The sequence below is a fragment of the Pseudoalteromonas sp. MTN2-4 genome (genome assembly GCF_042848605.1).
In the GTDB taxonomy this organism is placed as follows: Bacteria; Pseudomonadota; Gammaproteobacteria; order Enterobacterales; family Alteromonadaceae; genus Pseudoalteromonas.
This window is the reverse complement of record NZ_BTGK01000002.1, coordinates 61,144-85,050: the sequence shown is the minus strand read 5'-3', so window position 1 is coordinate 85,050 and position 23,907 is coordinate 61,144. Positions and strand designations below refer to the sequence as shown.

Genomic DNA, 23,907 nt, shown 5'->3' with positions numbered 1-23,907 from the left:
GTGGAGCTACTGCTTGAATTTCTCTTTGCCTGTTTGCTCATGGGCTTAGCTATTGGGCTAGATGTTGCCATAGTCACAGCGCTTTATAGTAAACAACTGAGCGACAAGGGTGTGAAAGTGCGTTGGGTGGTGGGTGTAACGGCAACTCATACTTTGTTTCCGATGTTTGGCTATATGCTGAGTTATTTTGGTTTGAAATGGCTACCGAGCATTAGCCCTATAATTGGCTTAATTGCATTCGCGTTTATTGCTTATTTTCTGTATCAAGAGTTGCAAGACTATCATGAGGGTGATGAGGCCAGCTTTACGCATAAGGCGATTTCATGGGCGTTGATCATTGCAGTGAGTTGGGATGCGCTTTGGTCAGGACCAGCGAAATCTGCGCAGATCATCAATTGGCCTGAGTCCTTGGTGTGGCTATCGTTTTTTGTAGTCGGTGGATTAGTGCTCTTGTCATCGCAAATCGGCTTGTGGCTCGGTCGTTATTTGATGGCATCTCAGAAAGATCCCAAGGTGAATCGAGGCTGGCATTGGCTGCAATATTCGACCATAGCTTATTTCGGTTTGCTGGCATTATTTAGGTACACCTTTAATAGCCAAGTCCATGACGGCGCGATATTTATATTGGCTGCAACACTGGTTGGCAGTTATGTATTTTATCCGGCGACGCAAAATAGAGAGTAGTCTACAGGCGGCTTTTACCCATGCTGGTTTTATGGGCAAGCTGCTTTTATTCGCATGAAGCTTTTTATTCGCATGAAACAAAGGGGTTAGCGCAGTTCTGGCTACCCCTTTTATCTTGCAAAGGAAATAGGAAAATTCATATTTACAACTAGCCTGAAATTCAGGCCATAAAAAGTCAAAACCGCAACAAAAATGACCATTTGATCTGACTTTAATTCACTATAGACGAAGATGTCGTGTAACGCTCAATTATTGAACTAATATCTTTTTCTAGGTATGCAATAGCATCATTTATTTTCATAATGTCTTGCTTAGAAAAGCGCTCACGATTGAGCATAAAATGAATGGGGTTGTCGTTGACCACATAAGGATGAAGTTGAATATTTCCGCCTTGGTATGTAGAGAAGTAATAAAGTGCTGCCATTTCATCTTCAACCAAAAACTCCACTCTTTTTAAATGTACCATACTCATGCGTTGTTTTATGCTCTTAACAAAAGCAAAATGTGGCTTATTTTCTGGTTTTTTAAAGTGCCCATTAAATTCTTCGCCGTAAAATGCCCCTGGATTAATCACAAATGACATTTTCTGGTCGAACAGGGTTGCTAAGTTATTGATTGGTTTGATAGGCAGGTGAGTAAATAATCGCATTCTCTCTCGTCGGTACGCTGCTGTAAAAGCAGCGATTTTGTCTCGTTCGTGATTGAAACTCGATGAGGGTAATACATCAACTAAACCAACGCTGAGTTCTTTTATGGCTCTGTCGGTGGTTGGTAACCTGACAAACTCAATGCAAAAGCCAGCCTTTTGAAAGACTTTCCTGCTTATATCAATTTCAAGGCCGAAGGCTCTATCTTGTTGATACATAACATAAGGCGGCCAAGAAGCACCGATGCCTATGTACACGGTTTTGTCATTGGCACACTGAGCAAACAAGTTATGGCTGAATAATAATAGTAAAAAGCAAACACTCAGTCGCAATATAAAGCCCATTTATCAAAAGCATAATTATCAATTAAGTATAGACAGAAATTAAATCCTAAGGAATGAAATAAGACGAAAAAAAAAGATAAGGTGTTTTATGCAAGCGCTTACCTTTTTGCTAAGAATATTCGGATATTAACCGCTATAAGCTTATGGGCAGGATGACATATCTTTAGATAACTCGCAGATAAAATTACCTGACTTATCAAGATAGCGATAAACCATAGTCACGCCATACTCTTTGAACAACAGTTTGTGTGGCAGAGCATTTAGCGCTAAGAAGCAAAGTGGTAAGCAAAACGGGTTTTAATCAATCCATTTCGCATCTTCATTGTTGCTAAAAAGTAAATAATATATGAAAAAGAGGACAAAAATCTATGTCAAAAGTTACTTTTGCTAGAGCGAACCCCAAACTTCTAAATACTTAATTGGTGAAGAAGTTTGGGGTATGCCGATTCTTTTTAGAAACGATAGCGAACCTTAGCTACAAAATTGTCGCCGGTACGATTGTCCCAGCCCTCTTTGAATAACGAGAAGTTACTTTGCTCTAAGTCGTCGATTGACTGCCCACCTCGGCTATAAACCAAGTATATATTTGATAGGGGCGCAATTTCATAACGGTAACGAATTTGTAATCTAGTGGTAGAGCGAGAAAAGTCACTCACTTGAGTATTTGCATCGAATAAATCGCCAGAGCCATCTATAGCAAATTGATTACCATTTTTACCCGTAACACTGACCCACTGGAAGCGAACCCTAAGCTCTTGTTTATCATCAATAGTAGCGTCAAAGTCTAAACTGTTTTCAAGTTGCTTAAAGTCATAACGCGCTAGTTTATCATCTATCCAAAATAGACTTTGATTTTGCTGAACAGCCCAAAGGCTCCAAGAAACGCGATAGCTGTCTGTGAAATAATAACTTGGGTGATAATGGAATCGGCCACCATTGCCTTCTCGGTCATAGCTCTGTAGACCAAAAGCGACGTGATGGCGGAACTTGTTCTGACTACCAAAATTATATTCGGTAAAGAACTCACGACCCGATCCTAAATTAAAATCGCCATTACCACGGGTTGTTCTGTCATCTAGGCCAGAAGACGTATAGTCAAAGCGCCAAAACCAAAAAGCACTGTCTTTGTACTCTTCCGTTCCAGTGATCCCCATTTCGGTTCTTAAATGATCGCCATCACTGTTGTGATCTCGCATAAAATAACCTTCAACACGGCGCTGCTTTAAACTGCTGCTTTCGTCAAAGTCGGTGAAGTAACGTTCATTGTTGTACCAAACACGTTGTAAGTCTGAGCGTGATAAAAAGCCTAAATCATTGACTTGAAATTTTTCATCGTAAACCGTGAAGTTTAAGCGTTGTTGCCAGTTATCACTAAATTTATGAACAAAGTTTAGCCATGCACCGTAACCGTCGACTTGCTCTTTGTTTTTGTCAGAGTCAACGAAACTGCCGTTTACTTGTGCGCGAATTTGCAGTGTATCAGATACATCAGTACGGTAATCGATGCTATGAACCTGTGACTCACGGCCTTGTGTGGCTTTGTCTGCATAAGTTACAAGATAGCCTAGTTGTGAGTCGTCAAAACGGTGTTGAGCTCGGGCTGTGGCAAACTTATTAGACTCATTTTCATTGTCGTGGCCATCATCTTCAAATACTGCCATCACACCAAAGTCATTATTTTGGCCGTTTGACGTATATTTAACAGCGGCATCAATGTCGCCATAAACACCAATTCGACGAGTATGGACCAATCGCATACCAGCATTACCCTGAATATCGAATAAGGCTTGGTTTTCAGTGAAGAAAGGGCGACGCTCAGCAAAGAAGGTTTCGAATGGAGAGAAGTTAACCACCAGGCCATCAGATTCGACCTGACCAAAATCAGGATTTAATGCCACACTCAATTGTTGGCTGGCATCTGGACGCCAGAATATATCAATGCCGATATTGCTGTCATCGGTATCGTTAAGCATATCGTTTTGGTATGTCGCCGAAGCGAAGATATCTAAAGATGAACTGGCGTGGTTAGCTACCTTAATTTGACTGAACTCGCGTAAAAAGTCAGGTTGACTCGATGAGGTTGGTGCATGGCTGTAGCTTCGGTTCGACTTTACATCATGACGTCGAACGTAGACGCCCATTTGACGTTCTTCACCGTCAGTTTTAGCCATTGGTGCTACATTCCACGGAATTAAATATTCTGCAACCCAGCCAGTATCGTTTTGTGTGGTTTTACCAAACCAAGTGCCATCCCAATCACTTTTGAAACGGTTATTGTTTTGCCAGATACCGTCACGCATTGAACCACCATTTCCTAGCGCAAAGCCATATGCGGTGTTTTTACCATTATCAAAGTCGATAATAAGTTCAATGAAGTCACTTTCTAAATCACTGTCACGCGCGGTACGCATCGAGGTTTGCTCACTGAGTGCTTGCGTGGCAATAACGGCAACATGTATACCTTCTTCACTAGAGAAGTATTTAACTTGAGTTTGTTTATCAGCTTGGGCAAGGGTGAATGGGCTGGTGGTTTTGTCTAAGTTGATGACCTGAGCGTTTTGCCATTGTACTTCATCTAGTACCCCATCGATTTGGGCGGCAAAGGTGTTTGGTAATACAAAGGCACTTGAAAGGGCGATGGCAACGGGAGAACGCTTTACCCACGTTTTAAGTGTATGTTTTATTTTCTTCATTTCTTTTCCCTGTTTTTGCTGGTGGCATTATATAGAGAAAAACCGAATGAAAAATGAGAAGGCCAACTTTTGCGAATATAAATTGTAAAATTATATTACTTATAGAAAATCGTTGGCCTTAGATTAGTTATTATGCACGTTAAGCAGCAGCTTGAGCAGTATTTTGTTTGCTTTGGAACAGCATATTTGCGACTGCAAAAACGACTAAAGTCGGCACAATCCAGCCAGCATTGTATTGATATAAAGGTAGGTAATTTACAAATACGTTATGCAGTTGCTCAGGCATATTGCCAAGGATCTTGAGCGCATCAATGACACCACCGGTGATCGCAGCTGCAATGGTTAAACTGTATACCAAGCCGTTGAACGGACGCTTTAAATAGAACAGACCCAATAAAATAATACTGATAGCAACAGGGTGAAGTACAACAACGAGTGGCAATGTAATAGCAATCAACAGGTCTAAGCCCAGATTAGCGACTAATGTTGTAATGGCGACAATCGTAATGGTACTGGTTTTGTAGTTAATGCTTTTGAAGTTTTGACTAGTAAACTCAGCGCAAGCACAGGTCAAACCTATGGCTGTAGTCAAACAAGCAAGCGTTACAATTACACCCATTAATAAGACGCCTGGCGTACCATAGATCCAATTCATGTAATTTGATAAAAGTGCACCCCCATTACTTTCAACAATGCCGTAATTTGCACCTACAAAAGCAATGGCAATATAAACAAAACACATCGCAACACTAGAAATCAGCACAATTTTGATTAGGTTAGGCACAACAGGCGCATTAGGGGCCGCACTTTTAAGCGCATTGATCACTAACCAGCCGAAGCCAACAGCGCCTAACACGTCCATGGTCATATAACCTTCTGACAGACCAGAGGCAATGGCGAAAGATTGGTATTGCTCTGCGGTGTTTTCGAGTTGCCCGTGCGGGTATAAAAACGCACTGATGGCGATAAATAACAGCATCAGTAATAAAACCGGCGTTAAGATTTTACCGATCCTGTCCATTAGTTTGCCTGGGCTAAGCGCAAAGAATAGCGTGGTTGCAGCCATTACTAAAGTGAAAGGTAATAAGGCCCAATCGGCGAAAAATGGTTTGGCAATAAATTCAAATGACACGCTAAATGTTCTTGGTAATGAAAATAGCGGACCAATTGATAGAAACAATACACCCCAAAATAGTAAATGGCCTGCGCGTGGCAGTTTATTGGTTAGCGCTTCGCTACCGCCCATGTAGCCAATGGCAATTAGGGTGAGGGCAGGTAATCCCACTGCGGTGATCAAAAATCCGATAGTTGCTGGCCAGAAAAACTCACCTGAGCCTTGACCTAATTGTGGCGGAAAAATAACGTTTCCCGCACCTAAAAATAACGCAAAGGTCATAAACCCAAGCGTTAATAGAGAAGACTTTGACATGAAAACCTCGTAATAACCTGTCAGTCAATTGAGCGGCGCATTCTAGGGATTATTAGGGACAATGCAAATTTAGACTGTGCGATTAAAAAATGCAGATGAGAAGGGAATCTAAACAAAGAAATAAATAAAAACGAGCAGGAAGCATAATTGAAGTTTTTTGCATAAACTATTTATGAATACCGTAAATCGGATGGTTTTATTTTTTATTTGAGCGTTTAGTACTTTTACACTTTTCTACAACTTCTCACGACATTTGACGGACTCTCACAGGTAATCGCGCTAACTTAGACTCATCAAAACAAACACCTTAGGCACTTACAATGAATGCAGCGAAAACACTCATCTCACTTTCTTTAGCGACTTTATTAACCGCGTGTGCGCACCACAATAACGTGCGTCCTTCAGACAGTGGCGAGCATTATGTGAAGCTCACGGCACAAACCAAATCTGAAGCCGGTAATGAAGCATTAAAACAATCTAAGCACTTTTGTGATGAGCAAGATAAGAAAGCCTATGTACTTAATGAAAACATTACTTATGTTGGCAGCATGCCGGAAGCAGAATATTTACGGAATTTAAATATCGCCAACGCAGTAGAAACGGCAGGTTCGGTGCTGTGGGTATTGGGTCAAAATTCTGTTGATGATGTAGGCGCAGCGATGTCGATAGGTGGCGGCATAGCAGAAGATTCAATGGGGCAGCCTTATGAACTAGTGATGAGTTTTACCTGTCGTTAAACTGTTTACAATGTATTACATCAAAGGCTTACACTAAGCAGAATAACTAATTAGAATTGCGACGAATTTTTAGGAAAGTAATATAAGGGAAAAAATGAAAATTCGCGCAATTCTTCTAGCAACCTCACTTATTTCATCACCTGCTTTTGCAAGCAACATTAACTTTGATTATGTTGAAGCGGGTTATGCAAAATTAACACTTGATGATTCTGAAATTAGCCCAAAAGGTTTGGGTTTAAAGCTCAGTAAGCAAGTAGAAGAAAACTTTTTACTTAAAGCACGTTATATCCAAACATCTGAATCAATTAGTAATGCTGATTATGACTATGGTCAGTTTTACGCTGGCTTTGGTTTTTTGACGCATTTAGATGAAGATAAAATTATTGAAATATCACCTTACTATGGAAAATTAAAAACAGAATATAAATATTCTTACAGAGGGGGGAGTGATAAAAGTTCGTACGACACAACTGCATATGGTTTAGAAGCCAATTATCACTTTGCGTTCAATGAAGCTTTAGACATGCTAATTGGTGCTGGCTATGAGCGCCTAGAATTTGATTCTGAGTCAGAAAATAATGCATTTTACCAGATACAATTAAACTACAACTTCTCGGAGAAGTTCACATTTAATTTTTCGCACAAAAATGTGAAAGATTACAAAAATACTGGTTTAAATATTCGTTATAACTTTTAATCTCAGCTTTCTGCACACAAAAAAAGGCAACTTAGTTGCCTTTTTTTGTGTCTGCAATTTTAAAAACAGCGAGTGCGTCTGACTTTGCCCATGTTGAGACAACATGGTTTGAGTCTAAAAATTCAAGTGAAGTTGCAGATTGCAAAAAGGGCACCGATAAAGTAATTGTATGCTTGAGGGCTGAGTCTATTAATTCAAATTTATCAATACGGTGACTTTGTTCTGAAAAAGTCATTACTGATTTATCGTCTTTAAAAAATATCACCTTATTTAAGCCACTAATGCCATGCTCTGTTTTGCCCATTACCTGTATCAGTTCATAACCTTGGTTATTGTGCTTTTGAAATATAACGATATCACTGGTCATAGCATCAACAACAAATAAATACTGGCCATTTTGTGCAAAAGTGACCGAAATTGGCATTTCAAATTGATGCTTAATCGTTTGGGTATATTCAAAAGAGCCTGTTACGTTTTTGGTGTGAATTGAGACTGCTTTTCCATTCATGCCAGCGACAGCTAAAAACTGACCAGAGTCATCGGTAGTCACCGACACAGCGCCTGAAAGCGCGTTATCTTTTATTGTGTTAATACGTTGCGTTAAAGTCGGTGTGCCATCTTGATCTATGTCGAATACACTCACTCCGTGACTCACTGTTGAAGCGATAAAGAGTTGATTAGTCAGGTGATCAATATGCAGTTCATACCCCCCCAAAATTCCCATAGTATCTTGTTTTGGCTGGATCGTGTCAGGCTGTTTAAAGACTTGCTGAAAAGGCAAGTTATCAGAAAGAGTATGTTTTAAAGTTAAGCCGGATGCTTCATCAAAGCTGAAGTGTAATAACGCACTGTGGTAGTAACTCAATACATACACATTTTGACTTTGACTATCTGTGACCACAGATAATGCGCCTTCGAGTTTTACTTGTTTACTGCTCTTAATCGTTTGTTGGTGTGTAAGTGAAAAGTCATCATTTATTTTAAATGCCGAGAGCGCATTGTCATCGGCACTGGCAACAAATAACCATTTTTTATCTTTACTCAGTGCAATGTCGCGGGGGTTGTTTAAGCCATCAATTCCTTTATCAGTGTCTGTTAAGACGAAAATAGTTTTGCTGGTGGCCATCGATGTTTCGGCTTGTGTGATACCTACACAGGCAGAGAGTAATAAAATAAGGCAGTTCAATAAGATATAGCTTGGGTTCACGGCAAAGTACCAAACGATTGTTATTATTCTCTTTCTATTTTGGCAGTTTGAAAGAGTGATGAAAACAACATTTTCTGTGCTACCTCAATTAGTACATTATTAATGCCGATTAATAATTGATTTGGATTAATTTAACGCTTATTATGTTTTAAAGTTTCAGTAATTACTGAAACTTTAAAAGCTTTGGTTTTTGGTAACTTCAATTAAGACATGTTTGGGTCGTGTTCGGAGGGGAACATGTTAGATACATTAATGCTGTCGCGAATTCAGTTTGCGGCAAATATCAGTTTTCATATTTTATTTCCTACTATAACCATCGCGTTAGGATGGTTTCTCGTATTCTTTAAAGTCAGGTTTGAACAAACGGGCGATGCGGTTTGGATGCGAGCCTATCGTTTTTGGGTAAAAATTTTTGCGCTGACTTTTGCATTAGGTGTTGTCAGTGGCATCACCATGTCGTTTCAATTCGGTACGAACTGGCCGGGCTTTATGGAAAAAGTGGGCAATATTGCAGGGCCATTACTGGGCTACGAAGTGCTAACCGCGTTCTTTTTAGAAGCGACTTTTTTAGGAATCATGTTGTTTGGTATCAATAAGGTGCCAGTACGTGTCCATACCATTGCGTGTTTTGTTGTGGCAATTGGCACAACCTTGTCGGCATTTTGGATCTTAAGCCTTAACTCTTGGATGCAAACGCCTGTTGGCTTTGAAATGCGAGACGGCATTGCTTATCCGACCGATTGGTGGGCGATCATTTTTAACCCTTCCTTTCCTTATCGTTTTACTCACAAGTTGATTGCATCAGGTCTTACTGCGAGCTTTTTAATCGCTGGGATCAGTAGCTATCGATTGCTGCGAGGTGATGATAAAAAAGCGCCGAGGCTCACACTTAAAGTTGCGCTGGTTGTGGCAGCTGTGTTGGCACCATTACAAGCCTATGTGGGTGATTTACACGGCCTCAATACGTTTGAACATCAACCACAAAAAGTCGCTGCGATGGAAGGCGTGTGGGAAACCACACAAGGCGCCCCTTTATTATTATTTGCTATTCCAGACGAAGAGCAGCGTACAAATCATTTTGAACTGGCAGTGCCTAATTTAGCAAGTTTAATTTTGACTCATCAACTCGATGGTGAAATAAAAGGCTTAAATGAATTTAAGGGGGAGCACCCGCCAGTAAAACCTGTGTTCTTTAGCTTTAGAGTCATGGTGGGGCTTGGTTTGCTCATGATTGCAGTTGCTTGGTTTGCTGCGTTTAAGCTTTATAAGAATAACGCTTTACCGAATTGGTTACTACGAACTTTAGTAGCAATGAGTTTCTCTGGTTGGGTGGCAACGCTTGCTGGCTGGTATGTCACTGAAATTGGCCGTCAGCCGTTTATTGTTAGCGGTGTTTTAACCGTCGATCAAGCAGCAACTACCATTGCGCCAGCAAATGTTGGGTTTAGCTTGGTCATGTATCTAACCGTGTATGCGTTTTTATTGGTTGCTTACTTACACACGGTATTTTTAATGGCGAGAAAAGCGGTGTTCATTGAAGAAATATCGCTACAAGAACATGTAGGCAAAAAACGTTCAAGTATTGAAATCAAGGAGTCTGCGCATGTTTGAACAAGATACCTTAGCAATTACTTACGCAGCGTTAATGGCGTTAGCTGTGCTGTTATATGCCATTTTGGACGGCTATGACTTGGGAGTGGGTATTTTATTGCCCACCAACAACGATCATGATGCTGATAAAATGATCGCTTCAATCGGTCCATTTTGGGATGCTAATGAAACCTGGTTAGTTTTAGCAATTGGTTTACTACTGATTGCGTTCCCAACCGCGCATAGTTTGGTACTAAAAGCGCTGTATATACCTTGTACTTTTATGTTGATTGGTTTGATTTTGCGTGGCGTTGCGTTTGATTTCAGAGCTAAAGCCATTGTCGATCACAAGAGTGCATGGGATTTGGCCTTTAAGTTTGGGTCACTGCTGGCAGCGACATCGCAGGGCTATATGTTAGGTCGCTATGTAATGGGTTTTGATGAATCTGCTTGGTCTTATGGCTTTGCCCTTTTAAGTGCTGTCGGTGTAGCTGCGGCTTATACTCTAATTGGTGCAGCTTGGTTGGTGATGAAAACCGAAGGTGAGTTGCAGCAATACGCAATTAAAGTCTGCAAGCGCTGTGTGTATGTTGCTTTCGTAGGTATTGCCCTAGTGTCAGGCGCAAATCTATGGTTGTCGCCAGAGATTTTCTTGAAGTGGTTTAGCTGGCCGAGCATGTTGCTGTTATTACCTCTGCCGATTATCTGTTTTAGTTGTTTTGTATTAATCGCTCGGAAGCTATCGCAGCTAACAACCCAGCCAGATAATAAAGCGCATTATCCGTTTATCTTGAGCGTGACTATTTTTACTCTGTCATTCTTAGGGTTAGCAATTAGTTTCTTCCCAGACATAGTGCCAAATCATCTTACCATTTGGCAGGCAGTGGCGGCGGCCGAATCATTGGCCTTTTTACTCTGGGGAGCATTACTTGTGGTGCCAACAATCTTGGCCTACACCGCTTATTCGTATCGCGTGTTTTGGGGCAAAGTCGACGACCTAAGATATTATTGATTGATATTAGCGTTAACTTTACTAGCAAGTTTATGAATACTTTCCCAACCTCATAAACTTGCTACTTTTGAGTTGATATAGCAGACTACTAAAATAGAAAAACTAAAAATAATGCCATAGAATGTCATGCGATTTCAGATAGACGACAAAGTGTTAGATACAGTAACAGGGATAGTTAGCAGCGTTGACTCTGAACATTCTATTCGCGCAAAAACCTTACAAGTCCTTAATTACCTTATTGAACATAAAAGCGATATTGTCAGTAAGCAGACGGTCATAAACGCCGTTTGGGATGATGTTGTTGTCCAAGATCAAGTTCTAACACAATCTATTAAAGAGATCCGAGACTTACTCGGTGCCAATGTAATAAAAACCTATTCTCGTAAAGGCTATCAGTGGGTTGCGCCTTTATTACCTGAATCTATACAGTCAGAGCCAATTCAGTCAATTAATTCACAAGCTAAAATTAAAACTCGGCCAGTCATAGATAAAAGCAAAGTGTGGATTGTCGCGTCAATCGCCGTTTTTCTGTTGCTTATGATTGTGTTTGTGTTTTTATTTATTCGTTCAGAGCCGCCTCTAAAAGTGGCGTTTTTACCTGTCAAGAATGATGTGCAAGACAGCGTTCACAATTGGGTGCCACTGCGTGGTCAAGAGCAACTCACGCTTGGTTTAAGTCAATCAAGTCAATTAGCGGTCATTGACAGCGATCATGTACTTTTCGCGATAGAAAGGCTGAACGCCGAGCTACGAAGAGCTTATCAAAGTGGGGCGCTTTATCCCATTCAAGAGAAGTTAGAAGCTGATTTAATCGTTGCCACTCGTTTAACAGGCTTCCCTGAAGATTTTCAACTGCATTATCAATTACAAACGCCATTTGGTGTGGAGCAAGGTATTGAGTTCGCATCCTCTGTTGATGACGCGTTCAATCAATTAGTGAGCAAAATAGCAATTCGCTTCGATGAATATCAGCCCTCAGGTAATGATAAAAGCATCAGCCAATTTAGTAATGAGGCCTTTGCTAGAGGTGTTGCAAAATATTTAGAGCAAGATTTCGTTGCTGCAAAACCCTTGTTGCAAACTGCGTTAAGTACAGAGCCTGATTTATTGGCGGCCAAACGTTATTTGGCTGCGAGCTATGCAAACTCAGGGCAAATTACAGAGGCGATAGCGCTGCTTAAAGACAGTATTAATCTGGCTCAAACTCAAGGAGAGCAAGGTAGAGAGTTATTGCGCGCTTATTTAATGATTGGATATTTGCAAATAAATTGGCCACAGCAAACCGACAGAGAAAACGAATTGCTCAGTGCTGAGCAGTATGTTGAACAAGCGAAACAATTGGCTGAGCAGCAAAACGATGAGTTATTTATTGCGTATTCTCATGAAGAGCTTGGCAAAATCAAGCGTTTGCAAGGCGAGTTTGGCGCATCTGCACGTCATCTCACTGCAGCACTGCAATATCACAAGCAGTTTCAAGGCGATTATGGTCAAACTGCCGCGCTAATTGAACTAGCAAAGGTGTCAAATGCGCAGCAAAATAATGCGCTTGCAGAGCAATATTTACAACAAGCATTTGAAATCGCGACTCACTCACAAGCACCTGCAAACCAGATTTGGGTATTATTAGCTAGGGCCGACATTGCAAGAAGTCAGTTATTGCAAAGTAAAGCGGAACAGTTTGCTAAAAAGGCTCAGGTTATCGCCAATCACAGCGATAATCCTATGTTGATAGCGCGAGTTGATGCGTGGTTCAACAACGCGACTGTGTATACGGTTAACTAAGCTTCTCAAGATGAGTTCAAAGTCGTTAACCTGAACACCATCATTAATACTCATTTATCCTGTTAAGGTATTCTTCTAGCTCATCTTTGTAAGGCGAAGCGTTTACGATCCTTTTAGCCTTGCTTGGGTCTTGTTGATGAATAGCATAAATGGCGGATTGTAATACTGATATCTTACGCTGTTCTTCATTGACTCTATCAAGGTGTTCAAGTACAAAATCTGGGTTTTCGTAGCTGGCCCTATGTAATAACTCTTCGACTGCAAAGTCAGTATCACTTCTATTTAAACTATCAACCCAGTCCAATGCAGCTTGCGGATCACGTGCGGCAAAACTGGTTGCGGCTTCAGAAATTGCTTTTGATTGCTGTTGCTCGTTAAATTGCTTGATATACCAATCTGAAGCTTCAAGTGGACTTGATTCTGCCCAACGATTTAATGCGTGTCTTAAAAGCGGTTCGGTTTTTTGCTCTTCGCTAAGCATATTGACCCAGGCAGCAGCATCATGAGGAACTTTACTAAACCATTCTCCAGCAATTTCAGTTCGCCCCATTTTACTTTCTTTATCTGCGCCTAAGGCGTTGAGCAAATTTCTAAACTCTTCTGAGTCATTAATGCTTCTTGAGATTAAAGATAATGAAGGCGCACTCACTTTATTCTGTTGTGACAACTCCGTAATTTTTGAAATTGCTAAGGCTTTGTCATAACTATATAAGCCACTAAGTACTGCAGTAGACACCATGTTTTCGGTGCCAAAACCTTTCAGGTTTGATTGGCTAAAATCTTGAGCCATGTACCAATCATAGGCGTCGAGCGGTGAGTTGCTAGTCCAGACTGACAAAACTGACCAAGCATAGCTCCATTTAAATTCTTCTGAAACACTTAAATTTAATGCTATATCAAGTGCTGCAATAGGTGCTTGCTCAGCAAGCACTTCAAGTGTAACCCCAAGAACTCTTAACGCGGCCGCGTTGGGTAAAAGGTTGAGTAAGTCTTGGGCTTTTTGCTGTAATTGATAAGCATCTAACTGACCTAGTTGAAGGTATAGAGGTGCCAGTGACTTATTTGTAATAGTCAAATAATTAGAGTCTTGATATTTATTTAGAAAGTCCTCTAATACATCAAGAGTGTGCTGCTCGTTTGTTGAGTATGACGAACTGGGAATACGTATCGTGGACTTTGTAAAGCCAGCTTTCTGCTGTGTATCACTTTGCTCAGTTACCTGCGCTTTTACTTTGGCCGTTGGTTGATTTGCATACTTGGGTTGGTTGTCTTTGATAAAATAACCTGTTGCGAAAGAAATACAACAGGCAAACAAACTAATAATAACTGCTCTAGATGACATAGTATTCCTTCATAGTGAACGTCTCACCTAAGTAACCGAGTATCTTGTGGAGATTTGAAAATTCAGTTTAGTACCTAAAACCTTTATGTAATCTTAACCTGAAAATTATGTGCAGATATAGGGTTATTGTGTGCATGTAAGAGTTTAATTTCAGTCAGCGGGATCAGGTGAAGCACATTGTTTTCCCTCATCTGTAAGCACTCCTGCTTTTCCTGATTTAAGATAATATCTGACGCTTCGCCTGATATTGTCTTTTCTGAGTGCAGTGTGATGGTGATCTGGCTTTTTCTCATACAGACAATCTCAAAGTAATCATGCACATCACAGCTAATTGTAGTTTTCATTGTTTGTCCTAATTTCGTTTTGATAGTGAACTTATGAGTTGAACTAAACGTAATTAAACAAGGTGCATATTTCTATTGGATAAATACTTTGCTAAAGATAAACACGTTATATTGGTTCACTCACGATTTAAGGTTACAAGATAATCTATTGCTGAATAATGTGTGTGATTTTTCAGATGAAATGTCGTTTGTTTATGTACTTAATGAGTCAGATTTCAAAGCGAACAACTTTCAGCAACGAGCAATGGGCAAACGGCGTCTCGTTTTTACTTTGCAAGCAATCTCAAATTTGGCACTTCAACTAGCCGCCAGAGGGCACAACTTAATACTTCTCAAAGGCAACCCTGTTACTGCTATAAGCAATTTATGTGAGAAGCTTCGAGTCAATACTTTAGCTGTAGCGCATCAGGTTGGTGTGTATGAAAGGCAATGGCTTAAAGAGATTGAGCAGAACACCTCCGTTAGGCTGCATGGTGCTTGGCAACACACTCTTTGGCATGACACGGAAATTTTAAGCCATCCGGCCTACCTTGATAGCTTTTCAAAATATCGCCGTTTTGTCGAAAAACAAAAAACTTCTGAGATTGCCGAGCCCTTAACACTGAATGAGCTGTTTCCGCCAGCGACTAAAACTGCATTAGATTTTATGAGTACAGAGCAGGTGATTGGTGACATTTCACAAAGTGAAGGGTTAAGTGATGAAGACTTTACTGAATCACTATTCCAAGGTGGTGAGCATGCAGCTTCAGCACACTTAAAAAGTTACTTCGATTCAACTGCACCAAGTACTTATAAAGAAACTCGCAACGAACTCGATGGCTGGCAGCTGTCTACTAAATTTAGCCCTTATCTTGCGCAAGGCAGTTTGTCACCTCGTCAAGTGTGGCATGGGGTTGAGCAATATGAATCTAGTGTGACCAAGAATGAATCAACTTATTGGATTAAATTTGAGTTGTTATGGCGCGAGTATTTTCAATGGTTAGCGCTGTATCAAGGTGAAAGTCTGTTTTCATTTAAAGGGCAAGCGAATAGTAAGCCATTAACGAGCTTTTTCCCTGAACGATTTAAAAAATGGTGTGAAGGCGAAACCCCATACCCACTGGTCAATGCATGCATGAAGCAACTTAATCAGACTGGGTTTATGTCTAACCGAGGTAGACAAATCGTGGCTAGCTGTTTAGTAAACGAGCTCTGTCTTGATTGGCGTTATGGTGCGGCTTATTTTCAGCAACAATTACTCGATTATGATGTGGCATCTAACTGGGGCAATTGGCAGTACATTGCTGGTGTGGGTGCAGATCCCCGAGGTGGTCGTCACTTCAATATCGAAAAACAGAAAGCGCAATACGACCCCAACGATGTATTTATTAATCATTGGCTTGGTAAGCAAGATTTTCAACCGCTGGACTCGGTTGATGCCGCAGACTGGCCAGTTGATACGTGTGCACAATAGTTTATGGCGATTTCAGTCGTTTGGTTAAAACGAGATTTACGGCTCACAGATCACGAGCCTTTACTTAAAGCAGCGCAGTCAGGTCATGCTGTTTTGTTGGTGTATTGCTTTGAGCCTATGCTGCTTGATGATCCGCATTATAAACCCCGGCACTGGCAGTTTATCTTGTCATCTTTAAAAGACATAGCTGCGCGACTACCCGAAGGGGCGCTCTATATCAGTTTTAAAGACGTGCAGAACACTTTTGCAGAGTTGCATGATAAATACAACATTGCCGGACTCTACTCTTATCAAGAAATAGGCTTAAACAACACTTTTGAGCGAGATAAATTTATTGCATCTTGCTGCGAAAATGCTGGCATTACTTGGCATGAAACCCCATATGGCGCCGTAATTAGAGGGCTAACACATCGTAAAACCTGGGACGAGTATTGGCAAAAAGTCATGCGTGCCCCAACTGCTGATGTTGACCTAGATGCAGTTAATTGGTGTGTTGAAAATGAATTTGCAGACAGCGTAAAAAAGTCGGCAATTGACGAGCACCCAGAATGGTTTTTAGAAGCAGGAGAATACCAACAAGGTGGTGAAAAAGCTGCCAAAGAGGTTTTGGATTCCTTTTTTGATACACGTGGCCAAGCTTATGCTTACAGTGTTTCGAGCCCGATATTGAGCCAAACTCATTGTTCTAGGCTCTCTCCCTATTTAGCGTGGGGAAATATCAGTTTAAGGCAAGCGTATCAGGCGGTGTTACAACACTGGCAAAAAAAAGGTTGGCGCAGAAGCCTAGTTGCTTTTACTTCTAGATTGCATTGGCACTGTCATTTTATCCAAAAATTCGAAAGTCAAAGTTCGATGGAATTTGAACCAGTTAACTTGGGCTATACACATTTACCGCGCGCAGATAAAGCACTCGCAGCCGAGCGCCTTATTGCGTGGCAACAAGGTAAAACGGGTGTGCCCATGGTTGATGCGTGCATGCGCTGTTTAATTGCAACCGGGTATATCAACTTTAGAATGCGGGCGATGTTAGTAAGTTTCTTATGCCATCATCTCGAAGTGGATTGGCGCGATGGTGCCCCTTATTTGGCCAGTCTTTTCTTAGATTTTGAACCGGGTATTCATTACAGCCAAATGCAGATGCAGGCTGGGGTAACGGGTTTTAATACCATACGTATTTATAGCCCAGTAAAGCAAGGCCTTGAAAAAGACCCAGACGGTGAGTTCGTAAAACGTTGGTTGCCTGAGCTTGCCAATATTCCCGCGCCACTCGTACATGAGCCTTGGCAGCTTTCGCCAATGGAGCAACTTATGTATGGCGTTGAGCTTGGCAAAAATTACCCTGACCCCATTGTTGATGTATCAAAAAGCTACAAAGCAGCCCAAGATTTATTGTGGAAGTGGCGCAAGCGCCCCGAAGTTCGTGCTCAAGTCGGTCATCTATTAGCCCGCCATGTCAGACCCGATTAGAAAAAAATGAAGAGTAATATGAAGAAAAGCCAATTACCTACCAAACTATGCCCAGTGTGTGAGCGACCTTTTACATGGCGTAAAAAGTGGCAGCGAGATTGGGAAAATGTGAAGTATTGCTCTAAACGCTGTGCGGGCAATAAAGGCAAACAAGATAAGGAGTTGGTATGAATAATCAGTATCAAACACTCAGATTAGTTTTAGGTGATCAACTCAATGCCAGTCACAGTTGGTATCAAGATAAAAACGATTCGGTATTGTATGTCATCGCCGAATTACATCAAGAAGCCACTTACACAGTGCATCACGTTCAAAAAGTACAGGCGTTTTTCGCTGCTATGCAAGGGTTTGCAGCAGGCTTAAAGCAAGCAGGGTTTCATGTTTTGCACCTAACCTTGGACGACACTGCAAAATTTAAAAGCTTGCCTGAGCTGTTATTGCATTTAATTCAAAAGTTCAGTATTCAGCAATTTGAATACCAGCTAGCTGATGAAGCGAGACTTCGTACTCAAATCAGCGAGTTTTGCCAAAGCCTAGAAATCCAAAACATGGGCTTTGAAGCTGAGCACTTTTATGTCAGTGACCAAGAACTAGGGCAATACTTTAAAGCTAACAAAAAACACAGGTTAGAGCACTTTTACCGAACGATGCGCGCACGTTTCGATATTTTAATGCAAAATGGCGAGCCTGAAGGTGGGCAATGGAATTACGACAAAGACAATCGTGAAAAGCTTAAAAAACAAGATTTAAGTAATGTGCCGCAACCTCTGTTATTTGCCAATGATGTTAATGAGATAAATGAGCGTATCGCACGGCACAATATAAAGACTATAGGTGAAGGTGATAACACCTTACTATGGCCCATAAACCGCAAGCAGTCTGTTGAGCTTCTGAACTTTTTTTGTGAAGTATGTTTGCCTAACTTTGGCCGCTTTCAAGATGCCATGACGGGCCAGCTTAGAGGATTAGGAGAAGACTTGGGTTGGAGCTTGTACCATAGCCGCATTTCATTTGCACTAAACAGTAAGATATTGTCGCCTAAGCAAGTTGTTGATACTGCGATCCATTACTATCAACAATCAAATGGTAAAATTAATTTGGCACAAATTGAAGGCTTTGTCAGGCAAATACTTGGTTGGAGAGAGTTCGTCAGAGGCGTTTACTGGGCAAATATGCCTAACTACGCAACATTGAATCACTTAGAAACAACGCGTGCGCTGCCTGGTTGGTTTTGGGATGCAAATACCAAAATGAATTGCCAGCACCATGCAATTAGCCAATCACTTGACTACGCCTATGCGCATCATATTCAGCGGTTAATGATCACAGGTAATTTCTGTTTGATTGCTGGTATTAACCCCGATGAAGTCGATGCCTGGTATTTGGGCGTGTATATCGATGCTATCGAATGGGTAGAAATGCCAAACACTCGTGGTATGAGCCAGTTTGCTGATGGGGGTATTGTCGGCTCTAAAGCCTATGCGGCCAGTGGAAACTATGTGAAAAAAATGAGTGACTACTGCTCTAGTTGTGCTTACAAAGTAACAGAAACAGTGGGTAATAACGCATGCCCATTAAATTCACTGTATTGGCACTTTATGCATCGAAACCAAGAAAAATTGGGCAACAATCCGCGTACAGCCATGGTATTTAAAAACTGGCTTAAGAAAACCGATGAGCAAAGGGCTGCTGTACTTAATCAAGCAGACACTTACTTAGAAAATATTAATAATATTTAATCCAAGTAATGGCTGATTGTGGGAGCAATGATATCAAACGCCCACAATCAACATTTTACCTTGCGCCATGCCCTCGCGTTCACAACTTAAGTCTATGCGGCTATTTAAGGGGTAGCTAAATATTTGCTCAAGGCGTGGATGTGGTTGAGAGATGATTTTACAACTTCTTACGTATAAACTCATGCGGCTCTGATTATCTAAAAATGCGTAAGCTGTTTTCTCTAATGCCTCTTTACAGGCGGATAAAATATCAGGGTGGACGTTGTTTTCATGTATTGCTTTAAGCGCTTCTTCTTTTTCTATATTCATACAGCTACTAGCTAACACACATACAGCGTAAATATCTAAAACTCCGATCACTCTAATTTTCTGACTTCCACGCTCTGCATAAATAACCATAACGCTGGGAACTTTGGACTCATCGAAGTATTGCGCTCGAATGGGGTTCAAACTAAGGCATTCGCTAATGTTCTTTTGCATTAATTTTTCTAATTGTTCGGTTTTGGGCAGTGGCAAGCCTTCTTTTAAAGGCACCGACTGCTCTACCTCAAGTTCAATTTGTTCGAGCTTTTCAATAATAGGCTGCAGTTGAGTATGTAATTGTTCGTCAGAAAAAGGCTTAGATAAAAAGAAGTTACAACCAGCTGTTCTTGCTTGAATTATCTTTTCTTTTTCATCAATTGTAGAAATAATTCCGACAGGAAGCTCAGGTCTTAATAAGCGGATTTCTTCTAATAAAACGAGGCCAGTTTGTTCTGGCATATACCAATCAGTGAGAACAATGTGAGGGTGCCAATCGACTAACTCAGCTCTTGCCTTTTCAACACTCTCAACACATCGAATAAAAAGCTTACGGTACTCATAGTTCATTAGAGCTCGTTTAATAATTTCTCTTGTGGCTAAGCTATCATCGACAATTAGTACTTTCACATCTAACCCTAAAAAAATTAACTTTAATGAGTATAGGCAGAATTTCTCATTAAAACTAAACTTATATCATTAATAACAGAGAGGTTATGTGTGTGGATACTCTTTTTCCTCTAGAGGCCTATCAATATGTAGCGCTCAACTTTGGCTTACTTATTTTAGCTACGTGGTTTTATATTCTGTTATTGATCCTACGCGAGTTTAGGAAATTCGCTGTGTCAATAACAGGAAAGGGGCGTTCAAACGAGGACCATGAGGCCGTTATTGCTCTTTGCCGAGAATCAGTTCAACGAGCTAGTCAATTTTCTGAGCAGCATGGCAAAACATTATCAGAGTTAGTACAGGTACAGGTTGGTTTAGAGCAGCAACTTGCTCAAATACGTTCTTCTACTGCTGACCATATAACGAAAGAAGAACAAGCGTCTATTAATGAGTTAAATAAAAAGTTGAGCCGCTCTCATAAGCTTATCCGCAAATTAAAGGGGGATTTAGATGTTACGGCTAAAAAGCTTAATGTTGCTAAAACAGAGCTAGAAATAAAAACCTCTTCTTTTGAAGACTTACAGAGTAGTAATCAAAAGCTACAAAATGAGGTGGTTGCACTTCGAGCACAAAAGGAAGAGTGGATCAGCGAGCCCATGGCACCAGCCAGTCAAAATGAATCTGAAATGGCCACTATGTTGAACAATTATAAACGCCAGATCAACGAACAAAACCAGCTGATAGAGCAGTTATCATTGCAAACTAGTGGAGAAGTTGATCCTGCTGAAGTTGCAGAACTGCAAAACGAGCTAGAGCAAGCCAAAACTAAGATAAAGCATTTAAATAAAGAGAAGAAGTTTATAGAAGGGCGGTATTTAGATGCGGTTAAAGCTAATAAACCTGGCTAGATTTTAATATATAAAGCAATAGGTTGTGCTAAAATTAAGGGGTGTAGTAGTAAAGGGGATTTTTAATCAATGACAAAAACCAAATTAAGCCCTGACGAAAGTTTATCTTTTAAACTTGTTACTCAACTATTCCCCAAAGAAGCCAGCCAGCTAGATTTATACTTTTCTATCCCCACTGAAATGGGCATTAATAGCGACACTTTTAACGAAGTTGATTTTTTTAACGCCCATATTAAAACGCACTGTGCTTATTATTCGGAGCAACTCCATTTACCTCTGGTCAGAAGCCGATACATAAGTCAAAAAAAAGGGGAAAAAAGCGACTACAGAGTGAATTTAAATTTATTCTCCTATCAAATTCGCATTGCCTTAGATGCTGATATTAAAGCCACACTTAAACTAAAATCTGCTGATGAGTTTTACCCCGTTGCTTGTGAACTGGTTGAACAAGCGAAAAAGTTATTAAAGAAACTTCGTCGATATAAGCCACCGGAGCAAATATTAAAACCCTACTTTCAAAACGCTGATAACTATTTAAGTTGGCACAGTGAACAGGGTTTTTTAAAGCTCTTAGCAAAAGGCCCAAAATCTAGTGAGTTTAGTCGTGAAAGAAATGAAATTTTGGCGTTTTGTAAAGAAGAAACGGCTTATAGAGAACAGCATAACTACAATTCGCAAGTAACACTTGAAGATCCAAACCGCATCACGAATAAAATGCGTTTATTACAGCGCTTGATTGAACATGGCGTGGTATTTAATAAGAAAACACAAGATCTAAACTTAAACCTAAAACGATTAGTGAGAGGCTTAGTCACAGGTGTCATTATGGCATTTGTGATGTATCTAGTACTTAACGCCCGTTCGAATTTTCAAGAAATCACGATAGCTCTGATTGCCTTACTCGGTGTTATCTACGGTCTGCGAGAGACTTTTAAAGATGAAATCACACAATGGGCTTGGCGAAAAATACAACATGGTCGCCCTAAGTGGCGCAATATTTTTAAAAACTCAGTTGATGAGGAAGTGGTTGCTCGGCAAACCATTTGGTTTGAATTAATCAAAAGCAAAGAGTTACCTGAAGACGTTGATGCGTTATTACAAAAGCGTCGTCAGCAAAATAAGCAAGCTGCTACCTTACTGCACTTTTGCAGTAAAAATGAAGTTAAGTTGCAAGAGTATTTACCTGGATACGAAGAAATTCAGCAACGCATCACCTTTAATTTAAGTTCTTTTGCGCGTTATTTAAAAAAAGGCGCAGGTAAACTTTATAGTCATGATGGCAATAAAGTGTCAGGACAAGGGGTTGAGCGTCGTTATCAAATCAATCTAGTTTTGAAATACACGACAGATCAAAACAAGGAAAGCAATCAGCTGGAGCGATATAAAATCACCATGAATCGCTCAGAAATTATCGCCATCGAACGTATTGATTAATGATTGAATTATCTCCAAATAGCGCTTTTATTTAAATAGCTGAAGCTGTGTATAGTGAACTAGAAAGAGCGCTTGGATATCATTTTTAAATAGGGTTTGCTTATTAACTCGTAACTATCTTTAATTGTTTAATGGCGGGCCATAGTGGTTCAAGTAGTCGTATAGGTCATCTCTGAATAATTCGAAGCCAAGTTCAGTGCGAAACCCTCCACCATTGGCGAAAAAAATGAACCCCCATTGCTCATGCTTAGATATTGCTACAAGCGCTTTGACACCCGGATCAGAGCCGCCATGCATGTATTTGTTGTCATCAACCCACCAAGTTAAGCCTGAAATTTTATTGACCTTAGGGTATTGAACTGTAAGCATTTCATCTACTGTTTCGGGCTTTAAAAATGGCGTTCCTTGTATTGTTTTGCCATCATTCACAAAAATATGAAGAAAGCGCATAAACTCTATAGCACTGGTTTTAAGCCCACCATCAGCATAAGTCGGCATTTCATAGGTGCCTATACTTTGATAATTGCGGTTCAATAAACGATAAGAATAGGGTACTGCAACGTAACTGGTTTCAAGGTTTTCGCTTAGCCAGCGCGTGTGTTGCATCTCTAAAGGTATAAAAATTTCTTGTTTGCAAAACTCATAAAATGGCATGCCTGAAACGTGTTCTACTAAATAACCTAAAAGTCCATAAGCCACATTGCTATATTCAGGTTGGGTACCGGGTTTAGAAGTATTAAAGTTATTGCCTTGATCATAATATTCGCTACTGGAGGTGAAATAGCCTTCAATGAATTGAGCTAATGCTGTGGGTTTAAATGTCTTCTTACCTATATCTTGGTAAAGGTCCCAATATGGGCTTCCAAAAAAGAAAGAGCCATCAGAAATACTAGAGACATGAGAGAGCAGCATGCGAATGGTGATTGGCGTGTCAGGAAAATGCGGGTTGCGAACAGCAAAAGGCAAGAACTGATTAATATCATCGTCGAGCTTTAATTTGCCTTGTTCATACAGTTTTAGTACCGCGGTGCCGGTGACTAACTTTGAGACTGAAGCCACCTGATATAAAGTATTTTGAGTTGGCGCTGTTTGCGACTCTAAATTTGCACGGCCATATTGTTTCGAAAAAACAACCTCCCCCTCATTAAAAACCAAAACAGACGCGCCTGGTAATTTTGCAGCCTCCATATACTGTGAGAGCATCTCATCAAAGCTCTTTGGAGTAGGCCGCATGTAAAGATGTAGATCGGTATAAAACAAAAATGAGAATATTAAAACAAAGTGTATACCAATTAAAAACGTCAATCGCTTAATAATAATTCGTAAGTTAAGCTTCTTTTTAATATTCACTAAACACCTTCACCAAAGTTTTTGTTTTCAAGACTATATTAAATTTAGTGAAATATTTGTGAAAAGTCAGAATTTCAGGTTTATAAACGAGTTTAAGCGTGTGTAATTCAATACTGGTGCAGGTGTTCATAATGTCTTT

20 protein-coding genes are annotated in these 23,907 nt (G+C 40.4%); 12 read left to right on the top strand and 8 right to left on the bottom strand.

The window, feature by feature from the left end; translation table 11 throughout:
* Nucleotides 1-684, top strand: a complete 684-nt coding sequence (locus ACGHEH_RS05380) for a manganese efflux pump (protein WP_390442563.1) — start codon at nucleotides 1-3, stop codon at nucleotides 682-684.
* Between the two features lie 211 nt (nucleotides 685-895).
* On the opposite strand, the gene ACGHEH_RS05375 is transcribed toward ACGHEH_RS05380, so the two are convergent.
* The 3 genes from ACGHEH_RS05375 to brnQ form a co-directional block, all read right to left on the bottom strand.
* Nucleotides 896-1,663, bottom strand: a complete 768-nt coding sequence (locus ACGHEH_RS05375) for a substrate-binding periplasmic protein (protein ID WP_390442561.1) — start codon at nucleotides 1,661-1,663, stop codon at nucleotides 896-898.
* Nucleotides 1,664-2,127: 464 nt separating this feature from the next.
* Nucleotides 2,128-4,368: a DUF5916 domain-containing protein gene (locus ACGHEH_RS05370; RefSeq protein ID WP_390442558.1), complete on the bottom strand. Its 2,241-nt coding sequence runs from the start codon at nucleotides 4,366-4,368 to the stop codon at nucleotides 2,128-2,130.
* A 139-nt stretch (nucleotides 4,369-4,507) separates the two neighbouring features.
* On the bottom strand, nucleotides 4,508-5,797 hold the full coding sequence (brnQ, locus tag ACGHEH_RS05365) for a branched-chain amino acid transport system II carrier protein (protein ID WP_390442556.1): 1,290 nt from the start codon (nucleotides 5,795-5,797) through the stop codon (nucleotides 4,508-4,510).
* A 320-nt stretch (nucleotides 5,798-6,117) separates the two neighbouring features.
* On the opposite strand from brnQ, the gene ACGHEH_RS05360 reads away from it, so the two are divergent.
* The gene (locus ACGHEH_RS05360) at nucleotides 6,118-6,534 is read left to right on the top strand and encodes a hypothetical protein (protein WP_390442553.1); all 417 of its coding nucleotides are present in this window, start codon (nucleotides 6,118-6,120) and stop codon (nucleotides 6,532-6,534) included.
* Nucleotides 6,535-6,628: 94 nt separating this feature from the next.
* Nucleotides 6,629-7,231, top strand: a complete 603-nt coding sequence (locus ACGHEH_RS05355; RefSeq protein ID WP_390442550.1) for an outer membrane beta-barrel protein — start codon at nucleotides 6,629-6,631, stop codon at nucleotides 7,229-7,231.
* A 31-nt stretch (nucleotides 7,232-7,262) separates the two neighbouring features.
* Here the strand turns inward: ACGHEH_RS05355 and ACGHEH_RS05350 are convergent, their stop codons facing one another.
* On the bottom strand, nucleotides 7,263-8,438 hold the full coding sequence (locus ACGHEH_RS05350; protein ID WP_390442549.1) for a beta-propeller fold lactonase family protein: 1,176 nt from the start codon (nucleotides 8,436-8,438) through the stop codon (nucleotides 7,263-7,265).
* A 237-nt stretch (nucleotides 8,439-8,675) separates the two neighbouring features.
* Here ACGHEH_RS05350 and ACGHEH_RS05345 point away from each other — a divergent pair, with 237 nt between their 5' ends.
* The 3 genes from ACGHEH_RS05345 (at nucleotide 8,676) to ACGHEH_RS05335 (ending at nucleotide 12,822) form a co-directional block, all read left to right on the top strand.
* Nucleotides 8,676-10,049, top strand: a complete 1,374-nt coding sequence (locus ACGHEH_RS05345) for a cytochrome ubiquinol oxidase subunit I (protein ID WP_390442546.1) — start codon at nucleotides 8,676-8,678, stop codon at nucleotides 10,047-10,049.
* On the top strand, nucleotides 10,042-11,040 hold the full coding sequence (cydB, locus tag ACGHEH_RS05340; protein WP_390442544.1) for a cytochrome d ubiquinol oxidase subunit II: 999 nt from the start codon (nucleotides 10,042-10,044) through the stop codon (nucleotides 11,038-11,040). The genes ACGHEH_RS05345 and cydB overlap by 8 nt, the downstream gene beginning before the upstream one ends.
* Nucleotides 11,041-11,166: 126 nt before the next feature.
* Nucleotides 11,167-12,822, top strand: a complete 1,656-nt coding sequence (locus ACGHEH_RS05335) for a winged helix-turn-helix domain-containing protein (protein ID WP_390442541.1) — start codon at nucleotides 11,167-11,169, stop codon at nucleotides 12,820-12,822.
* A gap of 43 nt (nucleotides 12,823-12,865) precedes the next feature.
* Here the strand turns inward: ACGHEH_RS05335 and ACGHEH_RS05330 are convergent, their stop codons facing one another.
* Together ACGHEH_RS05330 and ACGHEH_RS05325 are read right to left on the bottom strand one after the other, a co-directional pair.
* Nucleotides 12,866-14,164, bottom strand: coding sequence for a hypothetical protein (locus tag ACGHEH_RS05330; protein WP_390442538.1), 1,299 nt, complete (start codon nucleotides 14,162-14,164; stop codon nucleotides 12,866-12,868).
* Between the two features lie 83 nt (nucleotides 14,165-14,247).
* Nucleotides 14,248-14,508, bottom strand: coding sequence for a Rho-binding antiterminator (locus tag ACGHEH_RS05325; RefSeq protein WP_390442536.1), 261 nt, complete (start codon nucleotides 14,506-14,508; stop codon nucleotides 14,248-14,250).
* An 88-nt stretch (nucleotides 14,509-14,596) separates the two neighbouring features.
* On the opposite strand from ACGHEH_RS05325, the gene ACGHEH_RS05320 reads away from it, so the two are divergent.
* Genes ACGHEH_RS05320 through ACGHEH_RS05305 form a run of 4 tightly spaced genes read left to right on the top strand, consistent with a single transcriptional unit; the run spans nucleotide 14,597 to nucleotide 19,167 of the window.
* Complete coding sequence (locus ACGHEH_RS05320) at nucleotides 14,597-15,961, top strand: DASH family cryptochrome (protein ID WP_390442533.1); 1,365 nt, start codon at nucleotides 14,597-14,599, stop codon at nucleotides 15,959-15,961.
* A gap of 3 nt (nucleotides 15,962-15,964) precedes the next feature.
* Nucleotides 15,965-17,428 carry a deoxyribodipyrimidine photo-lyase/cryptochrome family protein gene (locus tag ACGHEH_RS05315; protein WP_390442531.1) on the top strand — a complete coding sequence of 488 codons (1,464 nt, stop codon included), beginning with the start codon at nucleotides 15,965-15,967 and terminating at the stop codon, nucleotides 17,426-17,428.
* 18 nt (nucleotides 17,429-17,446) lie between these two features.
* Nucleotides 17,447-17,599, top strand: coding sequence for a DUF2256 domain-containing protein (locus tag ACGHEH_RS05310; protein WP_130256784.1), 153 nt, complete (start codon nucleotides 17,447-17,449; stop codon nucleotides 17,597-17,599).
* A complete protein-coding gene (locus ACGHEH_RS05305) occupies nucleotides 17,596-19,167 on the top strand; it encodes a cryptochrome/photolyase family protein (protein ID WP_390442528.1) in 1,572 nt (523 codons plus the stop codon). Before ACGHEH_RS05310 ends, ACGHEH_RS05305 begins: the two co-directional genes overlap by 4 nt.
* Before the next feature lie 33 nt (nucleotides 19,168-19,200).
* On the opposite strand, the gene ACGHEH_RS05300 is transcribed toward ACGHEH_RS05305, so the two are convergent.
* Nucleotides 19,201-20,097 carry a response regulator gene (locus ACGHEH_RS05300; RefSeq protein ID WP_390442525.1) on the bottom strand — a complete coding sequence of 299 codons (897 nt, stop codon included), beginning with the start codon at nucleotides 20,095-20,097 and terminating at the stop codon, nucleotides 19,201-19,203.
* A 212-nt stretch (nucleotides 20,098-20,309) separates the two neighbouring features.
* Here ACGHEH_RS05300 and ACGHEH_RS05295 point away from each other — a divergent pair, with 212 nt between their 5' ends.
* On the top strand, nucleotides 20,310-20,984 hold the full coding sequence (locus ACGHEH_RS05295; protein WP_349286726.1) for a chromosome partitioning protein ParA: 675 nt from the start codon (nucleotides 20,310-20,312) through the stop codon (nucleotides 20,982-20,984).
* Between the two features lie 69 nt (nucleotides 20,985-21,053).
* Entirely contained in the window at nucleotides 21,054-22,418 is a 1,365-nt protein-coding gene (locus tag ACGHEH_RS05290) for a hypothetical protein (protein ID WP_390442523.1), read from the top strand.
* 120 nt (nucleotides 22,419-22,538) lie between these two features.
* Here the strand turns inward: ACGHEH_RS05290 and ACGHEH_RS05285 are convergent, their stop codons facing one another.
* A complete protein-coding gene (locus ACGHEH_RS05285) occupies nucleotides 22,539-23,621 on the bottom strand; it encodes a serine hydrolase domain-containing protein (protein ID WP_390442521.1) in 1,083 nt (360 codons plus the stop codon).
* Between the last annotated feature and the right edge of the window lie 286 nt (nucleotides 23,622-23,907).